This is a genomic window from Azospirillum sp. OGB3 (assembly GCF_014192915.1).
GTDB lineage: Bacteria > Pseudomonadota > Alphaproteobacteria > Azospirillales > Azospirillaceae > Azospirillum.
Genome location: NZ_JACHYN010000021.1, coordinates 36,598 through 52,807 on the forward strand (window position 1 = coordinate 36,598; position 16,210 = coordinate 52,807).

Genomic DNA, 16,210 nt, shown 5'->3' on the forward strand with positions numbered 1-16,210 from the left:
GGGAACTCCAGGGAGGCAGGCGCGGCGATGTCGGACAACCCGCTCTGGGACTTCGCGCTCGCCGTCTACGGGCGGCCCGGTGTGCCCGCCGCCTGCCTCGACCTCCAGGACCGGCTCGGCCAGGACGTGAACGTCCTGCTGTTCGCCGCCTGGGCGGGCATGGCCTGCAACGCCGACCTGCCGGCGGACGAGCTGGCGCGGATCGACGCCGCGGTCGCCCCCTGGCGGGACGAGGTGGTCCGCCCGCTGCGCGCCATCCGCCGCCAGGCGAAGGGCGGGGACGACGCCCTCTACAAGCGCCTGAAGGCGGCGGAGCTGGAGGCGGAGCGCGTCCAGCAGGACCGTCTCTTCGCCCTGTCCGGGATCACCCCCGCGGCGGGGGGCGGCGTCGCGCTGGCCGCGGCCAACCTCTACCGGCTGGTGCCGGAGGGCGATCCGGCGCTGATGGCGCTGCTGGCGGCGCTCGACACGCCGCCGGAGCCCTGACGGAACCGGTGCGATGACGACTCCCGCCATCCTCACCTCGCCCCGGCTGATCCTACGTCCTTGGCGGGACGGGGATGGCGACGCCTTTCACGCGCTGTCACAGAATCCCGCGGTGATGGAGCATCTGCTGCCGCTTCCCGATCGTGCGGCGAGCGACGCGGTGATCCAGCGCATCGGCGAGCATTTCGACCGGCACGGCTTCGGCTTCTGGGCGGTGGAACGGCCCGGCCGAAGCCCCTTCATCGGCTTCGTCGGTCTGGCCCGTGTGACGTGGGAGGCGCCCTTCGCCCCCGCCGTGGAGGTGGGCTGGCGGCTCGACCCCGCCCATTGGGGGCAGGGGCTGGCGACCGAGGCCGCCGGGCTGGCGCTGGCCCACGGGTTCGGCGCGGTCGGGCTGGGCGAGATCGTCGCCTTCACGGTGCCGGAGAACCGGCGGTCGCAGCGGGTCATGGAGCGGCTGGGGATGGAGCGCGACGCGGCGGCCGACTTCGACCATCCGCGGGTTCCCGACGGCCACCGGCTGAAGCGGCACGTTCTTTACCGGATCGGGCGCGACCGCTGGCGGGCGAGAATGGAAGGGGGGGTCAGCGGACCAGGATGAGGCTGTTGCGGTCGCCCGTCTCGTCGGACACCTGGAAGGGCTTGCCGACATAGAAGGCCTGGCAGCGCTTGCCGCCGGACAGGCGCGTCAGTCCAGCTTCCCACTCCTGCCCGCGCGGCCCGAGGATGCGCAGTTTCAACTGGTCGAGCAGCGGGTAGATCTGATAGCCCTCGAGGTCGAGCGGCTCGCCCTTCGTGGAGAAGGCGTCCTGGTTCAGCGTGAGGGTCTTGCCGTTGAGGTCCAGCTTGACATCCTGTGCCCACGGGCAGCCACCGCCGGCGGGCTTCTCGTTGGCCGCGGCCGGTTCCACGGCCAGGACCGCGGGGACGATGGCGCAGGTCAGTGCGAGCGCGCAGAGGTTCAACGTGCTTCTCATCGGCAATGCGCTTTTCATGGGCGGGACGCGGCCCGTGCGTTGAATACCCCGGTATGTTCCGGGGTATGGGGTGCAGCATAAGTTTTGCAAAAGTGAAATGCAACGCGGGGCTTCTCGTGGGTGGGTTGCAGGAACGGCAGAACTTGTGACCAATCCGGCAGCCGGCGCGCATGGTCCATCGGCCTCCGGTACCCCTCACATCATCGGGCACTTTCCATGGCGACGATCATCGAGGCCCTTTTGGCCGCCATCGAGCACCACCAGTCGGGCCGTCTGGCCGAGGCGGCGACGCTCTACGGGCGGATTCTGGAAGCCGATCCGGAGCAGCCCGAGGCCGTCCAATTCCTTGGCGTGCTGTGGGCGCAGACAGGCCGGCCGGCCGATGGGGCGCGGCTGCTGCGCCGGGCGCTGGCGCTGCGCCCCGACTCGGCAGGCGGGCACTCCAATCTGGCCGGTGCACTTCAGACCATGGGCGACGCGGCGGGGGCGGAGGCCGGCTACGTCCGCGCCCTGCGGCTGGACCCGCTGCTGGCCGACGCCCACGCCAGCCGGGCCGGCACCCTGCGGGACCTGAATCGTGTGCCCGAGGCCGCCCGTTCGGCGCAGCGGGCGCTGGCGCTGCTCCCGGCTTCAGCCGATGCCCTGGTGAACCTTGCCGAGACGGCTCTGGCCGGACGGCGGGGAGAGGAGGCGGAGCGGGCGGCTCGCCGCGCCGCGGCGCTGGCGCCGGGATCGCCGGCGGCCTGGATGATGCTCGGCTCCGCCTGTGCGGCGCTCAGGCGCTGGGGCGATGCGGAAGCCGCCTACCGCGTGGCGCTGGACCGCGCCCCCGGCTACGGCGCGGCGTGGGGCAATCTCGGGTCGCTGCTCGCCGGGCTGGGCCGCTTCGACGACGCGCTGGCGGCTTTTGCGACGGCGGAGGAGCTCGGCTTTTCCGGCCCGTCCCTGTGGTCGGCGCGTGGCAACGCGTGGCTCGCCATGGCCCGGCCGGTGGAGGCGCTCGCCGATTTCGACCGGTTGCTGGAGGTTCGCCCGGACGACGCCGGGATGCGCTGGAACCGCGGCTTCGCCCGGCTGCTGGCCGGCGACTGCGAGGGCGGCTGGCCGGAGTTCGACTGGCGCCGCCACGACGCGCGGGCGGAGCCGCCCTGGCGCCGTTTCGCCCAACCCACCTGGACCGGCGGCGACATCGCCGGACGCACCATCCTGCTCTACGCCGAGCAGGGGTTGGGCGACACCCTGCAGTTCGTCCGCTACGTCCCTCTGGTGGCGGCGCGCGGCGCGCGGGTGATCCTGGAGGTTCAGCCGCCCTTGATGAGCGTCCTGTCGGGCCTGCCGGGGGTGGAGCGGTTGATCGCCCGCGGCGCCCCGCTTCCGGATTTCGATCTGGAATGCCCGCTGATGAGCCTGCCGCGCGCCTTCGGCACCACCCTGGACGGCGTTCCCGCCGCCGTGCCCTATCTGCGCCCCGATCCGCAGCGCGCCGCCGCTTGGGGCGAGCGGCTGGCGGGCGGGCAACCGACGGAGGGCCGGGGCCTGCGGGTCGGGCTGGTCTGGGCGGGCAACCCGCGCTTTCCCGGCGACGCGCTTCGCTCGCCCCGGCTGGCCGGGCTGCGGCCGGTGCTGGACGTGCCCGGTGTGCGTTTCTTCGGCCTGCAGAAGGGGCCGGGGCGGGAGGATCTGAAGCGGGTGCCGATGCCCTCGTCCTTCACCGACCTTGGGCCGGACATCGCCGATTTCGCCGACACCGCGGCGATCATGGCCAACCTCGACCTCGTGATCTCCTCCTGCACCGGGCCGGCGCATCTGGCCGGGGGGCTTGGGGTGCCGGTCTGGGTGGTGCTGCCGCTGTCGCCGGACTGGCGTTGGCTGCTGGGGCGGGAGGACAGCCCCTGGTACCCCACCGCCCGCCTGTTCCGCCAGACGCGGGTCGGCGACTGGGCGGAGGTTGCCTGGCGCGTCGCCGACGCGCTGCGCGCCGCGGCTCTTACGATTTGAGGGTGATCGTCGTCTGGGTCATCTCGTCGGCGGTGGACACCAGTTTGGAGGCGGCGGAGTAGGTGCGCTGCGCCTGGATCAGCGTGGTGAACTGCTCCTCGATCTTGACGTTGGAGCCCTCAACGCTGGCCGTGTTCAGCGACGCCCCGACGGTCTTCGGCGCGTTGGTGCCGGTCTCGTTGGTCAGATTGCCGAAGGAGTTCAGGCGGATGGCGCCCGAATTGGCGGTGGTCCGGAACATGGTGCCGGACACGCTTTCCAGGTCGGTCGGGTTGACCACCGTCGCGTCGGGGATGCGGTAGATGTAGCGCTGCTTTCCGCCCTGGAAGTTCGCGGCGACGAAGCCGTCCGCGGTCAGCTCCGCGCCCTGATAGGTGCCGGCGCGGATGCCGTTGTTGCCCTGGATGATCCCCAGATCCATGCCGGCGATGGTGGTGATGGAGTTGGTCGTCTTGCCATAGGAACCGAGATCCAGCGTCGTCTGGGCGAAATCGCCGCCGGGATTCAGGGTCAGGGTCGCCGGGCTGCCGGTTGGGCCGCCGGTCAGCGTGCCGTTGCGGGCGAAGTTCAGCGTGCCGAGCGATTGCCAAGTGGTGGGATCGTTCACGTTGCCGTTGCCCACCGGCTTGCCGTCGGCGCCGACAACGCCGGCGTTGAAGACCTGCCAGGTCGAGGTGCCGTCCTCCGCCTGCCCTGTCTTCAGGAAGCGCAGGGCCATCGCCCCGTCGGCGCCGTTCCTGTCGACCATGTTGAGGACGACGCCGGTGGTGTTCGCCGTCGTGATCTCGTCGGTCACCGGGGCTTGGTCGTAGGGCAGGTTGAGGTTCAGCGATGCCTGGGTCGAGGCTTCGCGGTAGTCCTGCAACCCGCTCAGCGAGACCGGCGTCATGCTGCTGAGGCTGCCGAAGGAGCCGGTGCCGCTGGCGGGGTCGAGCTTGAAGCCCATCAGCGCCTTGCCGGCACCGTTCACCAGACGGCCTTCCTTGTCGGGGGAAAAATCGCCCGACCGTGTCAGGAAGACCGAATCGTCGCTGGCCTGGGTGGCGGTCGCGGTCGTGCCGGCCTGGGCAGCCAGATCCTGGACGAGGAAGAAGCCGTTGCCGTTGATGGCCGCGTTGGTGGTGATGTCGGTTCGGGTGACGGTGCCGCCGCTGTGGTCCAACCGCTCGAAGGCGCGCACGCCGTTGCCGGGGTCCTTGTTGCCGGTGCGGTCGCTCAGCACGAAGTCGGCGAACTGGGTTTCCGACGCCTTGAAGCCGGACGTGGAGGCGTTCGCGATGTTGTTCGAAATGGTGCCCAGGGCGCGGTTCTGCGCCGTCAGCCCGAGAACGCCATTGTTGAAGATCGTGGTGATGCCCATGGTCCGGCTGCCTCATTCCCGTCCGTGCGCGTCCGCCGGAACGCGCCGAACAGGGATCTGCAACCGTCGTGCCAAAAGGCGGGGGAAGGGTTTCCCCAGGCCGTCGGACGAAGGGATGGGCAGAAATTTCCCGGCGGAGACGGCTTGTCACCGTTCGCTGGGCAGCTTTCGCCCACCGGGCACCCTCAATCGACGGGCTCGAACATCTTGGTCTGGGAGTTGATGGCCCACAGGTCGCCGCTGTCCAGGTCGAACCACCAGCCGTGCAGTTCCAGCGTCCCGGCCTCCACCCGCTCGCGGACGAAGGGGAAGGTCATCAGGTTGTCGACCGAGGTGCGGACGGCGGCGCGCTCGATCACGTCGGGCTTCTGCTGAAGCCGCTCGAACTCGGCCTTGCGCCGCTCCTCGTCGGTGTCCCCCTGGGCGGGCGGGATGTAGGGATCGAGCGCCGCGCTGGCGATGGACACCCAGGGCGAGACGAAGTCGTTCTGGTCCGGCTCGCCCTTGCGCAGGCGGATCAGCCCCTGGATGCCGCCGCACAGGGCGTGGCCCAGCACGATGACGTGGCTGACCTGAAGCACCCGCACCGCGTATTCGATGGCCGCCGAGGTGCCGTGGTAGCTGCCGTCCGGCTGGTAGGGCGGGACGAGGTTGGCGACGTTGCGGACGACGAACATCTCGCCCGGCTCGGCCTCGGTCAGCAGCGCCGGATCGACGCGGCTGTCGGAGCAGCCGATCATCAGGATCTTCGGCTTCTGACCCTGCTCGACGAGTTGGCGCATGCTGTCGGGCCGGCGCTCGTAGTAGCGGGCGCGGAAACCTTTCATCCCGGCGAGAAGCTGACGAATCGGAACGTCCTGGTCGCGGGTGTGTGGCATCGTTCTGATACCCCTCTTCGGTCGGGATTTAGCGGATGCGGTATAGCCCAGGCCGGGTCATGTTTCCAGAACCTCTGCAGGCGCCGGCTCGCCCCAGCGGCGGACGATGCCGGCGTCCAGCCCGAACAGGTCGAGCGCCCGCCCCACGGCGTGGTCGACCAGATCGTCGATGGTCTTCGGGCGGCTGTAGAAGGCGGGAACCGGCGGGGCGATCACCGCGCCCATCTCGGCCAGCTGGGTCATGGTGCGCAGGTGTCCGAGATGCAGCGGCGTCTCGCGCACCATCAGCACCAGCGGGCGGCGCTCCTTCAGTGTGACGTCGGCGGCGCGGGTCAGCAGGGTGGAGGTCACGCCCGTGGCGATCTCGCTCATCGTGCGGACGGAGCAGGGGGCGACGATCATGCCCATGGCGCGGAAGCTGCCGCTGGCGATGGCCGCGCCGATGTCGGCGGCCGCGTAGGACACGTCGGCCAGAGCGCGCAGCTCCGCCACCTTCATGTCCGTCTCATGGGCCAGGGTGACCTCGGCGGACCGGCTGACGACGAGGTGCGATTCGACGCCGATCCGGCGGAGCACGGCCAGCAAGCGGATGCCCAGGATCACGCCCGAGGCTCCGCTGATGCCGACAACAAGACGGGAGGGTGCAGTCATGGCGAAGAAGTAGCGCGCGGGTGGGGTGTCGTCCAGAGCGCGGTCTTCACGGGCCATTTCGCAGGCCCGGCGCCGGGGACGGAGGGACGGCCATCCCCGGGGCACACAAGCAAAAAGCCCCCCTCCCGCCGGGGAGAGGGGCCGGGAAAGCGGCGTCAGCGCGCCTCTTCCTGCTCCGAATAGGGCGACTCGTCGCCGTAGCCGTCCTCGCCGTCCTGAGCCTCGCGCTCCTCCTGCGACAGCGGGACGCCGCCGCGGCGCACCGCCAGGGCCAGCGCCTCCTCCAGCTCGCGCTGGGTGCACAGGCCGAGCAGCACGGGATTGCGCGGCTTGATGTTCGGGGCGTTCCAGTGCGTGCGGTCGCGCACCGCCGCGATGGTCGGCTTGGTCGTGCCGATCAGGCGGCAGAGCTGGGCGTCCGACAGCTCCGGATGGTGCTTCAGCAACCAGGCGATGGCGTCCGGCTTGTCGCCGCGCTTGGTGATCGGGGTGTAGCGCGGACCCTTCGACCGCGCCGCCGGCAGCGGCAGGTCGGGGACCAGCAGCTTCAGGCGCAGGTCCTGGTTGCGCTCGCAGCGTTCGATCTCGCCCTTCGTCAACTGACCGTTGGCCACCGGGTCCAGCCCGACCATGCCGACCGCCACCTCGCCATCGGCGATGGCCTGGACCTCCAGGGAATGCAGGCCGCAAAAGGCGGCGATCTGCTCGAAGGTCAAGGATGTGTTCTCGACCAGCCAGACGGCCGTCGCTTTCGGCATCAAGGGCAGTGCCATCGTCCCTCCTGACAACTCCAACCCGACCGCACCCGCTGGCGGGTGGCGCGATCGGCCATACTTTACCGGATGGTCCCGAGCTTCGCCCTCCATATAGGGCCGGAACCGGTCGATGTAAGCGTGCTCGGGCAGGCGGCCGGGAAAACCCGGACGCCGATCCTTCTGCTAACCGTCTTGGCGCGCTTTAGCAAGCCCACCCGGCTGTCCGGGAACAAGAATGAAGCGAAAAAAATGCTTGAAAGGGAATTCCCGGCTGTGCTGCCGGGGAATTCCCTTCGCATTCCAACGGTTCGCGGGGCCGCTGACGATCAGTGGCCGACCGTCATGACGATTTTGCCGATGTGCGCGCTGGATTCCATCAGGGCGTGCGCCTCGGCCGCCTGTTCCAGGGTGAACACCTTGTGGATCACCGGCTTGACCGTGCCGCCTTCCAGCAGCGGCCAGACCTTCGCACGCAGGGCGGCGGCGATGCGGCCCTTCTCCTCGACCGAGCGGGCGCGCAGGGTCGAACCGGTGAGGGTCAGGCGCTTGGTCATCACCGGAAACATGTTGATGGAGACCTTCGGTCCCTGGAGGAAGGCGATGGAGACGTGCCGCCCGTCCGGGGCCATGATGCCGATGTCGCGGGCGATGTAGTCGCCGCCGACCATGTCCAGCACCACGTCGACGCCGCGCCCGCCGGTTTCCTTCTGGATGACGGCGGCGAAATCCTCGGTCTTGTAGTCGATGGCGCGGTCGGCGCCCAGCTCCTCGCAGGCACGGCACTTCTCGGCGCTGCCGGCGGTGGTGAACACCTTGGCGCCGAAGGCCTTGGCGAGCTGGATGGCCGTGGTGCCGATGCCGCTGGAGCCGCCATGGACCAGCAGCGTCTCGCCGGGCTTCAGCGCGCCGCGCTCGAACACGTTGGTCCAGACGGTGAAGAAGGTCTCCGGCACGGCAGCGGCCTCGACCATGCCGTAGCCCTTGGGAACGGGCAGAAGCTGGGGCGCCGGGACCACGCAGTACTGGGCATAGCCTCCGCCGGCGATCAGGGCGCAGACCGCGTCGTCGGCGGCCCACTCCGTGACGCCCTCGCCGATGGCGACGACGCGCCCGGCGATCTCCAGGCCGGGCAGGTCGGAAGCGCCCGGCGGCGGGTCGTAGCGGCCCTGGCGCTGCAGCATGTCCGGGCGGTTGACGCCCGCGGCTTCCACCGCCACCAGAACCTCGCCGGGGCCGGGCACCGGGGCGGGGCGCTGCACGGTGCGCAGGACCTCCGGGCCGCCGGGTTGCGAAATCTCCACGCAGGTCATGCTGTCCGGCAGGGCGATGCCCATGGTGTCTCCCCCATTCCTCGTTGACGCGGCGTCCACCGGTCCGGCCGGGCCGTTTGTGTCCGCAGGCGTCCAAAGTTAGAATTCCGCACCGGCGCTGACAAGCACGCCCCGCCGGCCTTTCCGACGGGCGGGAAGCGGACGGCGCGGGGCAGGGATGCGCGAACGCGGGAGGAGGAGCCCTATGGACATCGACGATCTGGAGCCGCGCAAGGCCAAGCCGGCGCTGAAGGACCTGACCGCGCTGGGCGTGGCGGAGCTGAAGGACTACATCGCCGGGCTGGAGGCCGAGATCGCCCGCGCCCGCGCCGCCATCGCCGCCAAGGAGGCACAGAAGAACGCCGCCGAAGCCTTCTTCAAAAAGTCGTCCTGAGAATGGGGAAAGCCCCTCTCCCGCGACGGGAGAGGGGCTTCGGACGGTCCATCCTCAGTCCGCGCCGACCAGGTCGCGGTAGCAGTGCCAGGAGGCGTGGCCGATCAGCGGCAGGGCCAGCGCCAGCCCCAGGAAGCCGGTGACCATCCCGGCCGCGGTGAACAGCACGATCAGGAAGGCCCAGCCGGCCATGGTCCGCAGATTCTCGCGCAGCACGGCGACGCTGGTCGCCATGGCGGTGAAGCTGTCGGTCTCGCGGTCGAGCAGCATCGGGATCGACACCACGCTGATCGCGAAGACCGCCGTGGCGATGACGCCGCCGACGATGGTGCCGGTCAGCAGGAACGGGATCGTCTGGGCCGAGAAGAAGATGCGGTCGACGAGCTGGTCGAAGGCCGGCGGTTCCGTCGCGAAGAACAGCGCGAACAGCAGGAAGGCGATGCGGATCCAGGCCAGCATGGCCAGCATCAGCGCCAGCCCGATCCCGGCGATCTGCACGCCGTTGCGGCGGTAGGCCCCGGCGACCTTCATCAGGGTCGGCGTCTCGCCACGCTCCAGCAGGCGGCTGGTCTCGTAGAGGCCGACGGCGAACACCGGCCCCAGCAGCATGAAGCCCGCCGCCATCGGCAGCACCAGATACTGCATGTCCTGCATGGACAGCACCGCCACCAGCGCGAGGCTGGACAGCACCGCCAGCAGGCCGTAGGCGGCGCTGATCATCGGGCTGGCGCACATGTCGCGCCAGCCGGCGCTCAGCCACACCCAGGGGCGGTCGACGTCGACGCTGCGGATTCGTGGAAGATAGGGGGCCGGCTTGTGGAATTCGGAGGGTTCCCTGCGCCGGACCGGCCGATGAAATTGGGACGCACCGCGGTGAGACGACATGTCGACCATGATGATGGTCCTCCCCTTTGCCCATTGCGCCTCTCGTGAGGGGAACTGTAGCAAAGCGGTCCGCAGCGATCCAGATTGTCTTATGGACGAATTGTTAGAATACCAAATTGTCACAAAAGCGATACCAAAGCACGGGCTCGGCCGTCACTCGTCCCGCTCGCCCTCCACCTTCTTGCCGTCCAGCTCGGCCGCGCGGCGCTCGGCCTCCTGGCGGTCGCGCAGCTTCTCGGTCTTGGTGCGGCCGAAGCGGATGCGGTTCGCCTCGGCGTTTTTTTCACGCTCTTCCTTCTGGCGCATCTTCCGGAAGCGGTTCAGGTTCACGACATCGGCCATGGGACGCGTCTCCTGAGGGCGGGGCGTGTCGTCTTTTGGACAACTCGGCCGTTGGAATGCCCAAATTGCTTGTTTTCTTTCGGGACGATAGTTTAGCGGAACCCCGTGCCACCCGGAAGACCGGAGCGGGCGCCAGCGGTTCTCGCGGCTTGTGGCGGCAACACGGCGACTCAACAGCCGAACGGTGGGGAAGGCGCGTCAACCGGTGAAGAGATTCCTGATCGCAGCTCTGATACTCGTCGGTCTGTTGGTGGCCGCGGTGCTGGTCGTGCCCAGCGTCGTCGATTGGAACGCCTACAAAGCCCAGATCGCGGAGCGGGTCTCCGCCGCCACGGGGCGCGAGGTCGAGCTGAGGGGCGACATCGGCCTGTCGCTGCTGCCGGCCCCGGCGCTGACGGTGCGCGACGCCCGCCTGGCCAACGCGCCCGGCGGGTCCGAGCAGGACATGGCGCGCCTGAAGGAGCTGGACGTCCGCGTGGCGCTCGGCCCGCTGCTCAGCGGCCACATCCAGGTGCAGAGCATCCGGCTGATCGACCCCACCTTCCTCTTCGAGACGCTGCCCGACGGGCGCTTCAACTGGGATCTGTCCGGCGCCGGGCGTCCGGCCGGCGCCGGGCGGGGCGGGTCCGGGGACGGGCTGGCCTCGGCGGTCAGCTTCGACCAGGTGACGGTGCAGAACGGCACCATCCAGTACCGCGACGCCCGCACCGGCCGGTCGGAGGTGATCGACCAGATCGACGCGCGCATCGTCGCCGGCAGCTTCACCGGGCCGTTCCAGGGGCAGGGCAGCTTCCGGGCGCGCGGCGTGCCGCTGCGTGGCGAGATGTTCGTCAGCCGCCTGATCGACGGCGCCGCCGTCCAGGTCCGCGCGACCTTGTCGATGCCCGACACCGACGCCACGCTGCGTTTCGCCGGCATCGTGACCAACCCGCCGGGCAGCGGCGGCTCGCGCGCCCAGGGCGACCTGCGCGCCGAGGGCAGCGACCTGTCCCGCGCCCTGGCCCTGGTCCGCAACGGCGCGGCGGCCGGCGAGGACCGGAAGACGAACGCGCTGCTCGCCCAGTCCTTCGGTATCCGCACAGCGGTCGAGGCGTCCCCGACCGGAGCGAGCTTCACCAACCTGGAGGCGCAGCTCGGCGACACGCGCGCCACCGGCACGGCGACCCTGCGCAGCGGGACCCCGGCGCGGGCGGAATTGACCCTGGCGCTGAACCGGCTCGACCTGGATGCCTGGCTGGAGCGTGCACGGGCGGGCGGCGGCTCGGACGCCGGGGGCCAACCCGCCCCCCGCAACGGAAGCGCGGCCAAGGGCCTGCCGTCCAACGCTCCATCCAGTGGCGTGCCGTCCGGTGGCGCGGCCCAGCCGGGCGGGTTCGCCCTGCCGGACGCGCTGGACGCCAAGTTCGACCTCGCGGTGGACGGCATCACCTACAACGGCGGCTTGGTCCGCCAGGGGCGCGTGGAGGCTGGCCTGAGCGGCGGGACGCTGAACATCGACCGCATCAGCGCCCTGCTGCCCGGCGGCTCCGACTTCGTGGCGGCGGGCGAACTGGCGGCGGCCAACGGCCAGCCGGACCTCAAGCTGCGGATGGAGGCGAACGCCGACAACCTGCGCGCCCTTCTGGAATGGCTGCGGGTGGATGTCCATGGTGTGCCGGCGGACCGCCTGCGCCGGGCGTCGGTCGCGGCGCAGCTGCAGGGGCGGCCGGGACGGCTGGACGTGAACGGGCTGGACCTGCGTGTGGACGCCAGCCGCCTGACCGGCGCCGTCGCCTATGTGGACCGCGGGAGGCCGGCCTTCGGGGCAAGGCTCGACCTCGACCGCCTGAATCTCGATGCCTATCTGCCCCCGCCGGAGGGCGGCCGGACCACCACCAACGCTGCCACCGCCGCCCCGGCGCCCGCGCGCAACGGCAATTCGCCGGCGAACCCGGCGACGAGCCCGGCCCGGCTGCTGGCCGGCGTGGACGCCAATCTCGAACTGACGGTCGGGCAGCTGACCGTGCGCAACACGCCGGTCCAGGGGCTGCGGCTCGACGCCACCGCCGCGGGCGGCGCCCTGTCGATCAAAGAGGCGACGGTGCAGGACGCCGCCGGGGTGAAGCTCCGCCTGGACGGCCAGATCGCCGGGCTGGAGCCGCTGCGCGGCGCCCATCTGACGCTGAACGCCGATGCCCCCAGCCTGGACGGGGTCGCCCGTGTGGTCGCCTGGCCGGAGGGCGCCCCCGCGCCGGAGCGGCTGGGCGCGGTGAAGGCGCAGGCCCGTCTGTCGGGCGACGCCGAGCGTCTGGCGGTCGAGCTGGGCGTGGACGCGGCCGAAGGCTCGCTGGAGGCGGGCGGCACGCTTCTGAACGTGGAGAAGGAGCCCAGCGCCGACCTCAAGCTGCGCGTCAAGCATCCGGAACTGGCGCGGCTGGCCGGCCTGTTCGCCGACAACCCGTCCGCCGGCTCCTACGGCCCGATGGACCTCTACACGGAGTTGGCGGGGACGCGGAAGGCTTTCACCCTGGGCAACATCCAGGGGACGGTGGCCGGCGTCACCGTCAAGGGCAAGGCCAGCGCCGACCTCAACGGCAGCAAGCCGCGGGTCGAGGCCGACCTGCAGACCGGCGACCTGGAGCTGGACCGGCTGGCGGCACTTCCCGCCGCGGCCTCCCGTCCCACGGGCGCCGCGTCTCCGGCGGCCCAGGCGTCTCCGGGGGCGCCCGACCCCGCGGCGGGGGATTTCAGCGGGTTGCGCCGCTTCGACGGACGCTTCGCGCTGACCTCCTCCGCCCTCGTCAAAGGCGGCACGCGGATCGAGACTCCGGCCCTGCGCGCCACCGTGACCAACGGCGTGCTGACGGTGGAGCGCTTCGACGGCACCCTGATGGGTGGTCAACTCGGCGCCACCGGGCGGCTCGCCGCGCCGGGCAACCAGACGCCCACCGCCGAGGCCACCATCACCCTGTCCAAGGCCAAGCTGGCCGAGGCCGTGGGCGGCGGGCTGGGCGGCGGCGCTCTGGAGATCGCCGGGGGCGTGCTGGACGCCGAGGCCAACCTGACGGCCAGCGGTGCCGGCGGCGACGCCATGCTCAAGGCGCTGGCCGGCCAGGGCCGGATCAGCGCCCGCGACGGCCTGCTGCGCGGCTTCGACCTCGGCGCCCTGCGCGACCGGCTGACCAAGCTGGAGCGTCCGCAGGAGCTGCTGGGTGCGGTGATGGGCGGACTTCAGGGCGGGGAGACCCGCTTCGCCCGGCTGGATGGCAGCTTCGCCATCGACAAGGGCGTGGCGCGCACCGAGGACACGCGCCTGACCTCCGACCTGGGCGAGGCGCTGGCGGCGGGGCAGGTCAACCTGCCGGCGCAGACCATCGACATGCGCGTCCGCCTGACCGTGCAGTCCGACCAGGCTCTGCCGCCGCTGACCGTTCGCATGACCGGCGCGCTCGACAAGCCCACCCGCTCCTTCGAGATGCAGGAGGTGCAGGAGTATTTCGCCCGCCGCGCCGCCGAGGGACTGCTGAACAAGGTGGTGCCGAAGGATCTGCCGATTCCCGGCGGCGGCAACGCCCCGAAGCCCGATGCGCTGTTGAAGGGGCTGATCGACGGACTGCGGCGTTGAGAGGCGCGCGTGACGCGTTGAGTCCAAGCCCCGTGACGCATTGCGTCCAAGCCCGTTGAAGTTCCGTGGGGCGGGTCCCATAATGCGGCAGACAAGAAGCGGATTTTGAGTCGATGCAGGTGGACAATAAGATTCTGGACGATCTGGCCCGCGTCGCGGGCGGTGCGCTCGGCGCGCTGTCGTCCCTGCGTGAGGAAGCCGAGGCGCAGATGCGCCAGCAGTTCGAGCGCGTCCTGTCGCGCATGGACGTGGTGAGCCGCGAGGAGCACGAGGCCGTCCGCGCCATGGCCGCCAAGGCCCGCGAGGAGCAGGAGGCCATGGCCGAGCGGCTGGCCGCGTTGGAGGCCACGGTCGCGGCGCTCAAGGCCGGCCGCGATTCGAAGCCGGACGCGGGCGCCTCCGCTCCCGCGGCGGCTCCCTCCGTCGGTCCCATCGCCGGAGGAGGCAGCGGGCCGGTCTGATCCGGCCCCGCCACGACTCCAATCCTTCACGGATGCACTGCCGAAAACCAGTTGCGCCGGCCAGACCCTTTTGGCACGGTGCTCTGGGTGGTATTCATCCGTCTGCCAGCCACAACATCTCGGGGCTTCCCCTTCCTGCACGAAGGCGGAGCAGCCCCGGGGCGGTTCCGTCCACCGCGCCTTTACAGGAGGACGCCGACATGTCGGCTGTTGCCGTCGACACCCCCTCATCCGCGCACAATCCCCTGGACATCGTCGAGGAGATCGTCACCGCCAACGAATGGCCCTTCGAGCGGGCCGGCGAGGACGAGCTGATCGTCGAGATCGGTGGGCGCTGGTGCGATTACCGGCTCTATTTCGTCTGGCAGTCCGACGTCAGCGCGATGCAGTTTTCCTGCCAGTTCGACATGAAGGTCCCGGCGGCGCGCCGGTCGTCGGTCAACGACCTGCTGGCCGAGGTCAACGCGCGCATGTGGCTGGGCCATTTCGACGTCTGCTCCGAGGAGCACACGCCGATGTTCCGCCAGACCATGCTGCTGCGCGGCTCGCGCGGCGCGACGGTGGAGCAGCTCGAGGACCTCGTCGAGATCGCCCTGTCGGAGTGCGAGCGCTTCTACCCCGCCTTCCAGTTCGTGATCTGGGGCGGCAAGTCCGCGTCGGAGGCGGTGTCCGCCGCCATCCTCGACACCGCTGGGGAGGCGTGAGCGTCATGGCGAATGGTGGGACGCAGGGCTGCACGTTGCTGCTGGCCGGCTGCGGCAAGATGGGCGGCGCAATGCTCGACGGCTGGCTGACGGCCGGCATCGCCTCCAGCGTCGCCGTGGTCGAGCCGTCCGGCCTGCCGGAGGCCCTGCGCGGCAAGCCCGCCGTCGTCCTGGCGAGCGGCCCGGACGCCGTGCCCGCCGGCTTCGCACCGGATGTCGTCGTTCTGGCCGTCAAGCCGCAGGTGATGGACTCGGTCCTTCCGGCCTATCGGACGCTGGTCCGTCCCGGCACGGTGTTCCTGTCCGTCGCCGCCGGCAAGACCATCGCCTCCTTCGAAGCGGCGTTGGGGGAGGGGGCGGCCATCGTCCGCTCCATGCCCAACACGCCCGCCGCCATCGGCCGCGGCATGACCGTCGCCGTCGGCAACCCGGTGGTCACCGAGGCGCAGAAGACGCTGTGCGATTCGCTTCTGCGCGCGGTCGGCGACGTGGCTTGGGTCGAGGACGAGTCGCTTCTCGATCCGGTGACCGCCGTTTCGGGCAGTGGCCCGGCCTACGTCTTCCTGATGGTCGAGGCCATGGCGAAGGCCGGCGAGGCCGCCGGGCTGCCCGCCGCGCTTGCCATGCGTCTGGCGCGGGCCACCGTTGCGGGGGCGGGCGAACTGCTCCACCAGTCCCCGACCGCCGCCGCCGACCTGCGCAAGGCGGTGACCAGCCCCAACGGCACCACCCAGGCGGCGCTCGACGTCCTGATGGCTGGGGATGGCCTGCAGCCGCTGTTCGACCGTGCCGTTGCCGCCGCCGCGAACCGCTCCCGCGAACTGGCGAAGTAAGGCGCCATGGCGGCCCTCAGCCCTTCCGCCCAACGGGTCCAGGCCTTGCTGGACGGCTTCGGCCACAGCCACAGCGTGGTCGAGCATGAGGGCAGCACCCGCACGTCGGAGGACGCCGCCAACGCCGTCGGCTGCGCCGTGGCGCAGATCGCCAAGTCCTTGATCTTCCGCACGAAGGACAGCGGGCGTCCGGTGCTGGTGGTGGCCAGCGGGGCCAACCGGGTGGACGAGAAGGCGGTCGGCCGGCTGATCGGCGAAAAGATCGAGCGGGCCGATCCGGACTTCGTCCGGGAAAGCACCGGCTTCGCCATCGGCGGGGTGCCGCCCATCGGCCACACCGTGCCGCCGTTGGTTCTGATCGACGCCGACCTGATGGGCTTCGACGCCATCTGGGCCGCCGCCGGCACGCCCAACGCGGTCTTCCGCCTGACCCCGGCGCAACTCGTCGCCATCACCGGCGGGCGGGTCGAAACCGTCCGCAAGGGCTGAACGCGCACCGCGAGAACCGGTCAAGCGGTCAGGATGCCGCAGCGCGGCATGATCGCGCATCGCCCGGCCACCCCTCTTCCAAG

General features: G+C 70.6%; 17 protein-coding genes. 9 read left to right on the plus strand and 8 right to left on the minus strand.

Annotated elements, in window-relative coordinates; translation table 11 throughout:
• Positions 1 to 27: 27 nt before the first annotated feature.
• Both FHW79_RS27955 and FHW79_RS27960 read left to right on the plus strand, forming a co-directional pair.
• Entirely contained in the window at positions 28 to 486 is a 459-nt protein-coding gene (locus FHW79_RS27955) for a TIGR02444 family protein (RefSeq protein ID WP_183181944.1), read from the plus strand.
• A gap of 13 nt (positions 487 to 499) precedes the next feature.
• Positions 500 to 1,087: a GNAT family N-acetyltransferase gene (locus tag FHW79_RS27960; protein ID WP_183181945.1), complete on the plus strand. Its 588-nt coding sequence runs from the start codon at positions 500 to 502 to the stop codon at positions 1,085 to 1,087.
• Here the strand turns inward: FHW79_RS27960 and FHW79_RS27965 are convergent.
• Positions 1,071 to 1,463, minus strand: coding sequence for a hypothetical protein (locus FHW79_RS27965; protein WP_183181946.1), 393 nt, complete (start codon positions 1,461 to 1,463; stop codon positions 1,071 to 1,073). The genes FHW79_RS27960 and FHW79_RS27965 overlap by 17 nt on opposite strands.
• 216 nt (positions 1,464 to 1,679) lie before the next feature.
• Here FHW79_RS27965 and FHW79_RS27970 point away from each other — a divergent pair, with 216 nt between their 5' ends.
• On the plus strand, positions 1,680 to 3,461 hold the full coding sequence (locus FHW79_RS27970) for a tetratricopeptide repeat protein (protein WP_183181947.1): 1,782 nt from the start codon (positions 1,680 to 1,682) through the stop codon (positions 3,459 to 3,461).
• On the opposite strand, the gene FHW79_RS27975 is transcribed toward FHW79_RS27970, so the two are convergent.
• The 5 genes from FHW79_RS27975 to FHW79_RS27995 form a co-directional block, all read right to left on the minus strand.
• Positions 3,451 to 4,821 carry a flagellar hook-basal body complex protein gene (locus tag FHW79_RS27975; RefSeq protein WP_183181948.1) on the minus strand — a complete coding sequence of 457 codons (1,371 nt, stop codon included), beginning with the start codon at positions 4,819 to 4,821 and terminating at the stop codon, positions 3,451 to 3,453. The genes FHW79_RS27970 and FHW79_RS27975 overlap by 11 nt on opposite strands.
• Positions 4,822 to 5,006: 185 nt before the next feature.
• Positions 5,007 to 5,699, minus strand: coding sequence for a carbonic anhydrase (locus tag FHW79_RS27980; protein ID WP_183181949.1), 693 nt, complete (start codon positions 5,697 to 5,699; stop codon positions 5,007 to 5,009).
• 57 nt (positions 5,700 to 5,756) lie between these two features.
• On the minus strand, positions 5,757 to 6,350 hold the full coding sequence (locus FHW79_RS27985; RefSeq protein ID WP_183181984.1) for a UbiX family flavin prenyltransferase: 594 nt from the start codon (positions 6,348 to 6,350) through the stop codon (positions 5,757 to 5,759).
• A 155-nt stretch (positions 6,351 to 6,505) separates the two neighbouring features.
• Positions 6,506 to 7,123 carry a DUF1013 domain-containing protein gene (locus FHW79_RS27990; RefSeq protein ID WP_014239918.1) on the minus strand — a complete coding sequence of 206 codons (618 nt, stop codon included), beginning with the start codon at positions 7,121 to 7,123 and terminating at the stop codon, positions 6,506 to 6,508.
• A gap of 308 nt (positions 7,124 to 7,431) precedes the next feature.
• The gene (locus FHW79_RS27995; protein ID WP_183181950.1) at positions 7,432 to 8,439 is read right to left on the minus strand and encodes an NAD(P)H-quinone oxidoreductase; all 1,008 of its coding nucleotides are present in this window, start codon (positions 8,437 to 8,439) and stop codon (positions 7,432 to 7,434) included.
• Positions 8,440 to 8,620: 181 nt separating this feature from the next.
• On the opposite strand from FHW79_RS27995, the gene FHW79_RS28000 reads away from it, so the two are divergent.
• A complete protein-coding gene (locus FHW79_RS28000) occupies positions 8,621 to 8,809 on the plus strand; it encodes a DUF1192 domain-containing protein (protein WP_145684381.1) in 189 nt (62 codons plus the stop codon).
• 54 nt (positions 8,810 to 8,863) lie between these two features.
• Here the strand turns inward: FHW79_RS28000 and FHW79_RS28005 are convergent, their stop codons facing one another.
• Together FHW79_RS28005 and FHW79_RS28010 are read right to left on the minus strand one after the other, a co-directional pair.
• Complete coding sequence (locus FHW79_RS28005) at positions 8,864 to 9,703, minus strand: DUF2189 domain-containing protein (protein WP_183181951.1); 840 nt, start codon at positions 9,701 to 9,703, stop codon at positions 8,864 to 8,866.
• 144 nt (positions 9,704 to 9,847) lie between these two features.
• Positions 9,848 to 10,036 (minus strand): DUF4169 family protein, encoded by a 189-nt coding sequence (locus FHW79_RS28010; protein WP_137140236.1) that lies wholly within the window; start codon positions 10,034 to 10,036, stop codon positions 9,848 to 9,850.
• A 205-nt stretch (positions 10,037 to 10,241) separates the two neighbouring features.
• Here FHW79_RS28010 and FHW79_RS28015 point away from each other — a divergent pair, with 205 nt between their 5' ends.
• From FHW79_RS28015 to FHW79_RS28035, 5 genes are all read left to right on the plus strand, one after another.
• Complete coding sequence (locus tag FHW79_RS28015) at positions 10,242 to 13,640, plus strand: AsmA family protein (protein WP_183181952.1); 3,399 nt, start codon at positions 10,242 to 10,244, stop codon at positions 13,638 to 13,640.
• A 113-nt stretch (positions 13,641 to 13,753) separates the two neighbouring features.
• Positions 13,754 to 14,101, plus strand: a complete 348-nt coding sequence (locus FHW79_RS28020; protein WP_183181953.1) for an accessory factor UbiK family protein — start codon at positions 13,754 to 13,756, stop codon at positions 14,099 to 14,101.
• A gap of 200 nt (positions 14,102 to 14,301) precedes the next feature.
• Positions 14,302 to 14,805, plus strand: coding sequence for a YbjN domain-containing protein (locus FHW79_RS28025; protein ID WP_109068036.1), 504 nt, complete (start codon positions 14,302 to 14,304; stop codon positions 14,803 to 14,805).
• A gap of 5 nt (positions 14,806 to 14,810) precedes the next feature.
• Positions 14,811 to 15,638, plus strand: coding sequence for a pyrroline-5-carboxylate reductase (gene proC / locus FHW79_RS28030; RefSeq protein ID WP_183181954.1), 828 nt, complete (start codon positions 14,811 to 14,813; stop codon positions 15,636 to 15,638).
• 6 nt (positions 15,639 to 15,644) lie between these two features.
• Positions 15,645 to 16,127, plus strand: a complete 483-nt coding sequence (locus FHW79_RS28035; RefSeq protein WP_183181955.1) for a YbaK/EbsC family protein — start codon at positions 15,645 to 15,647, stop codon at positions 16,125 to 16,127.
• Positions 16,128 to 16,210 lie beyond the last annotated feature (83 nt).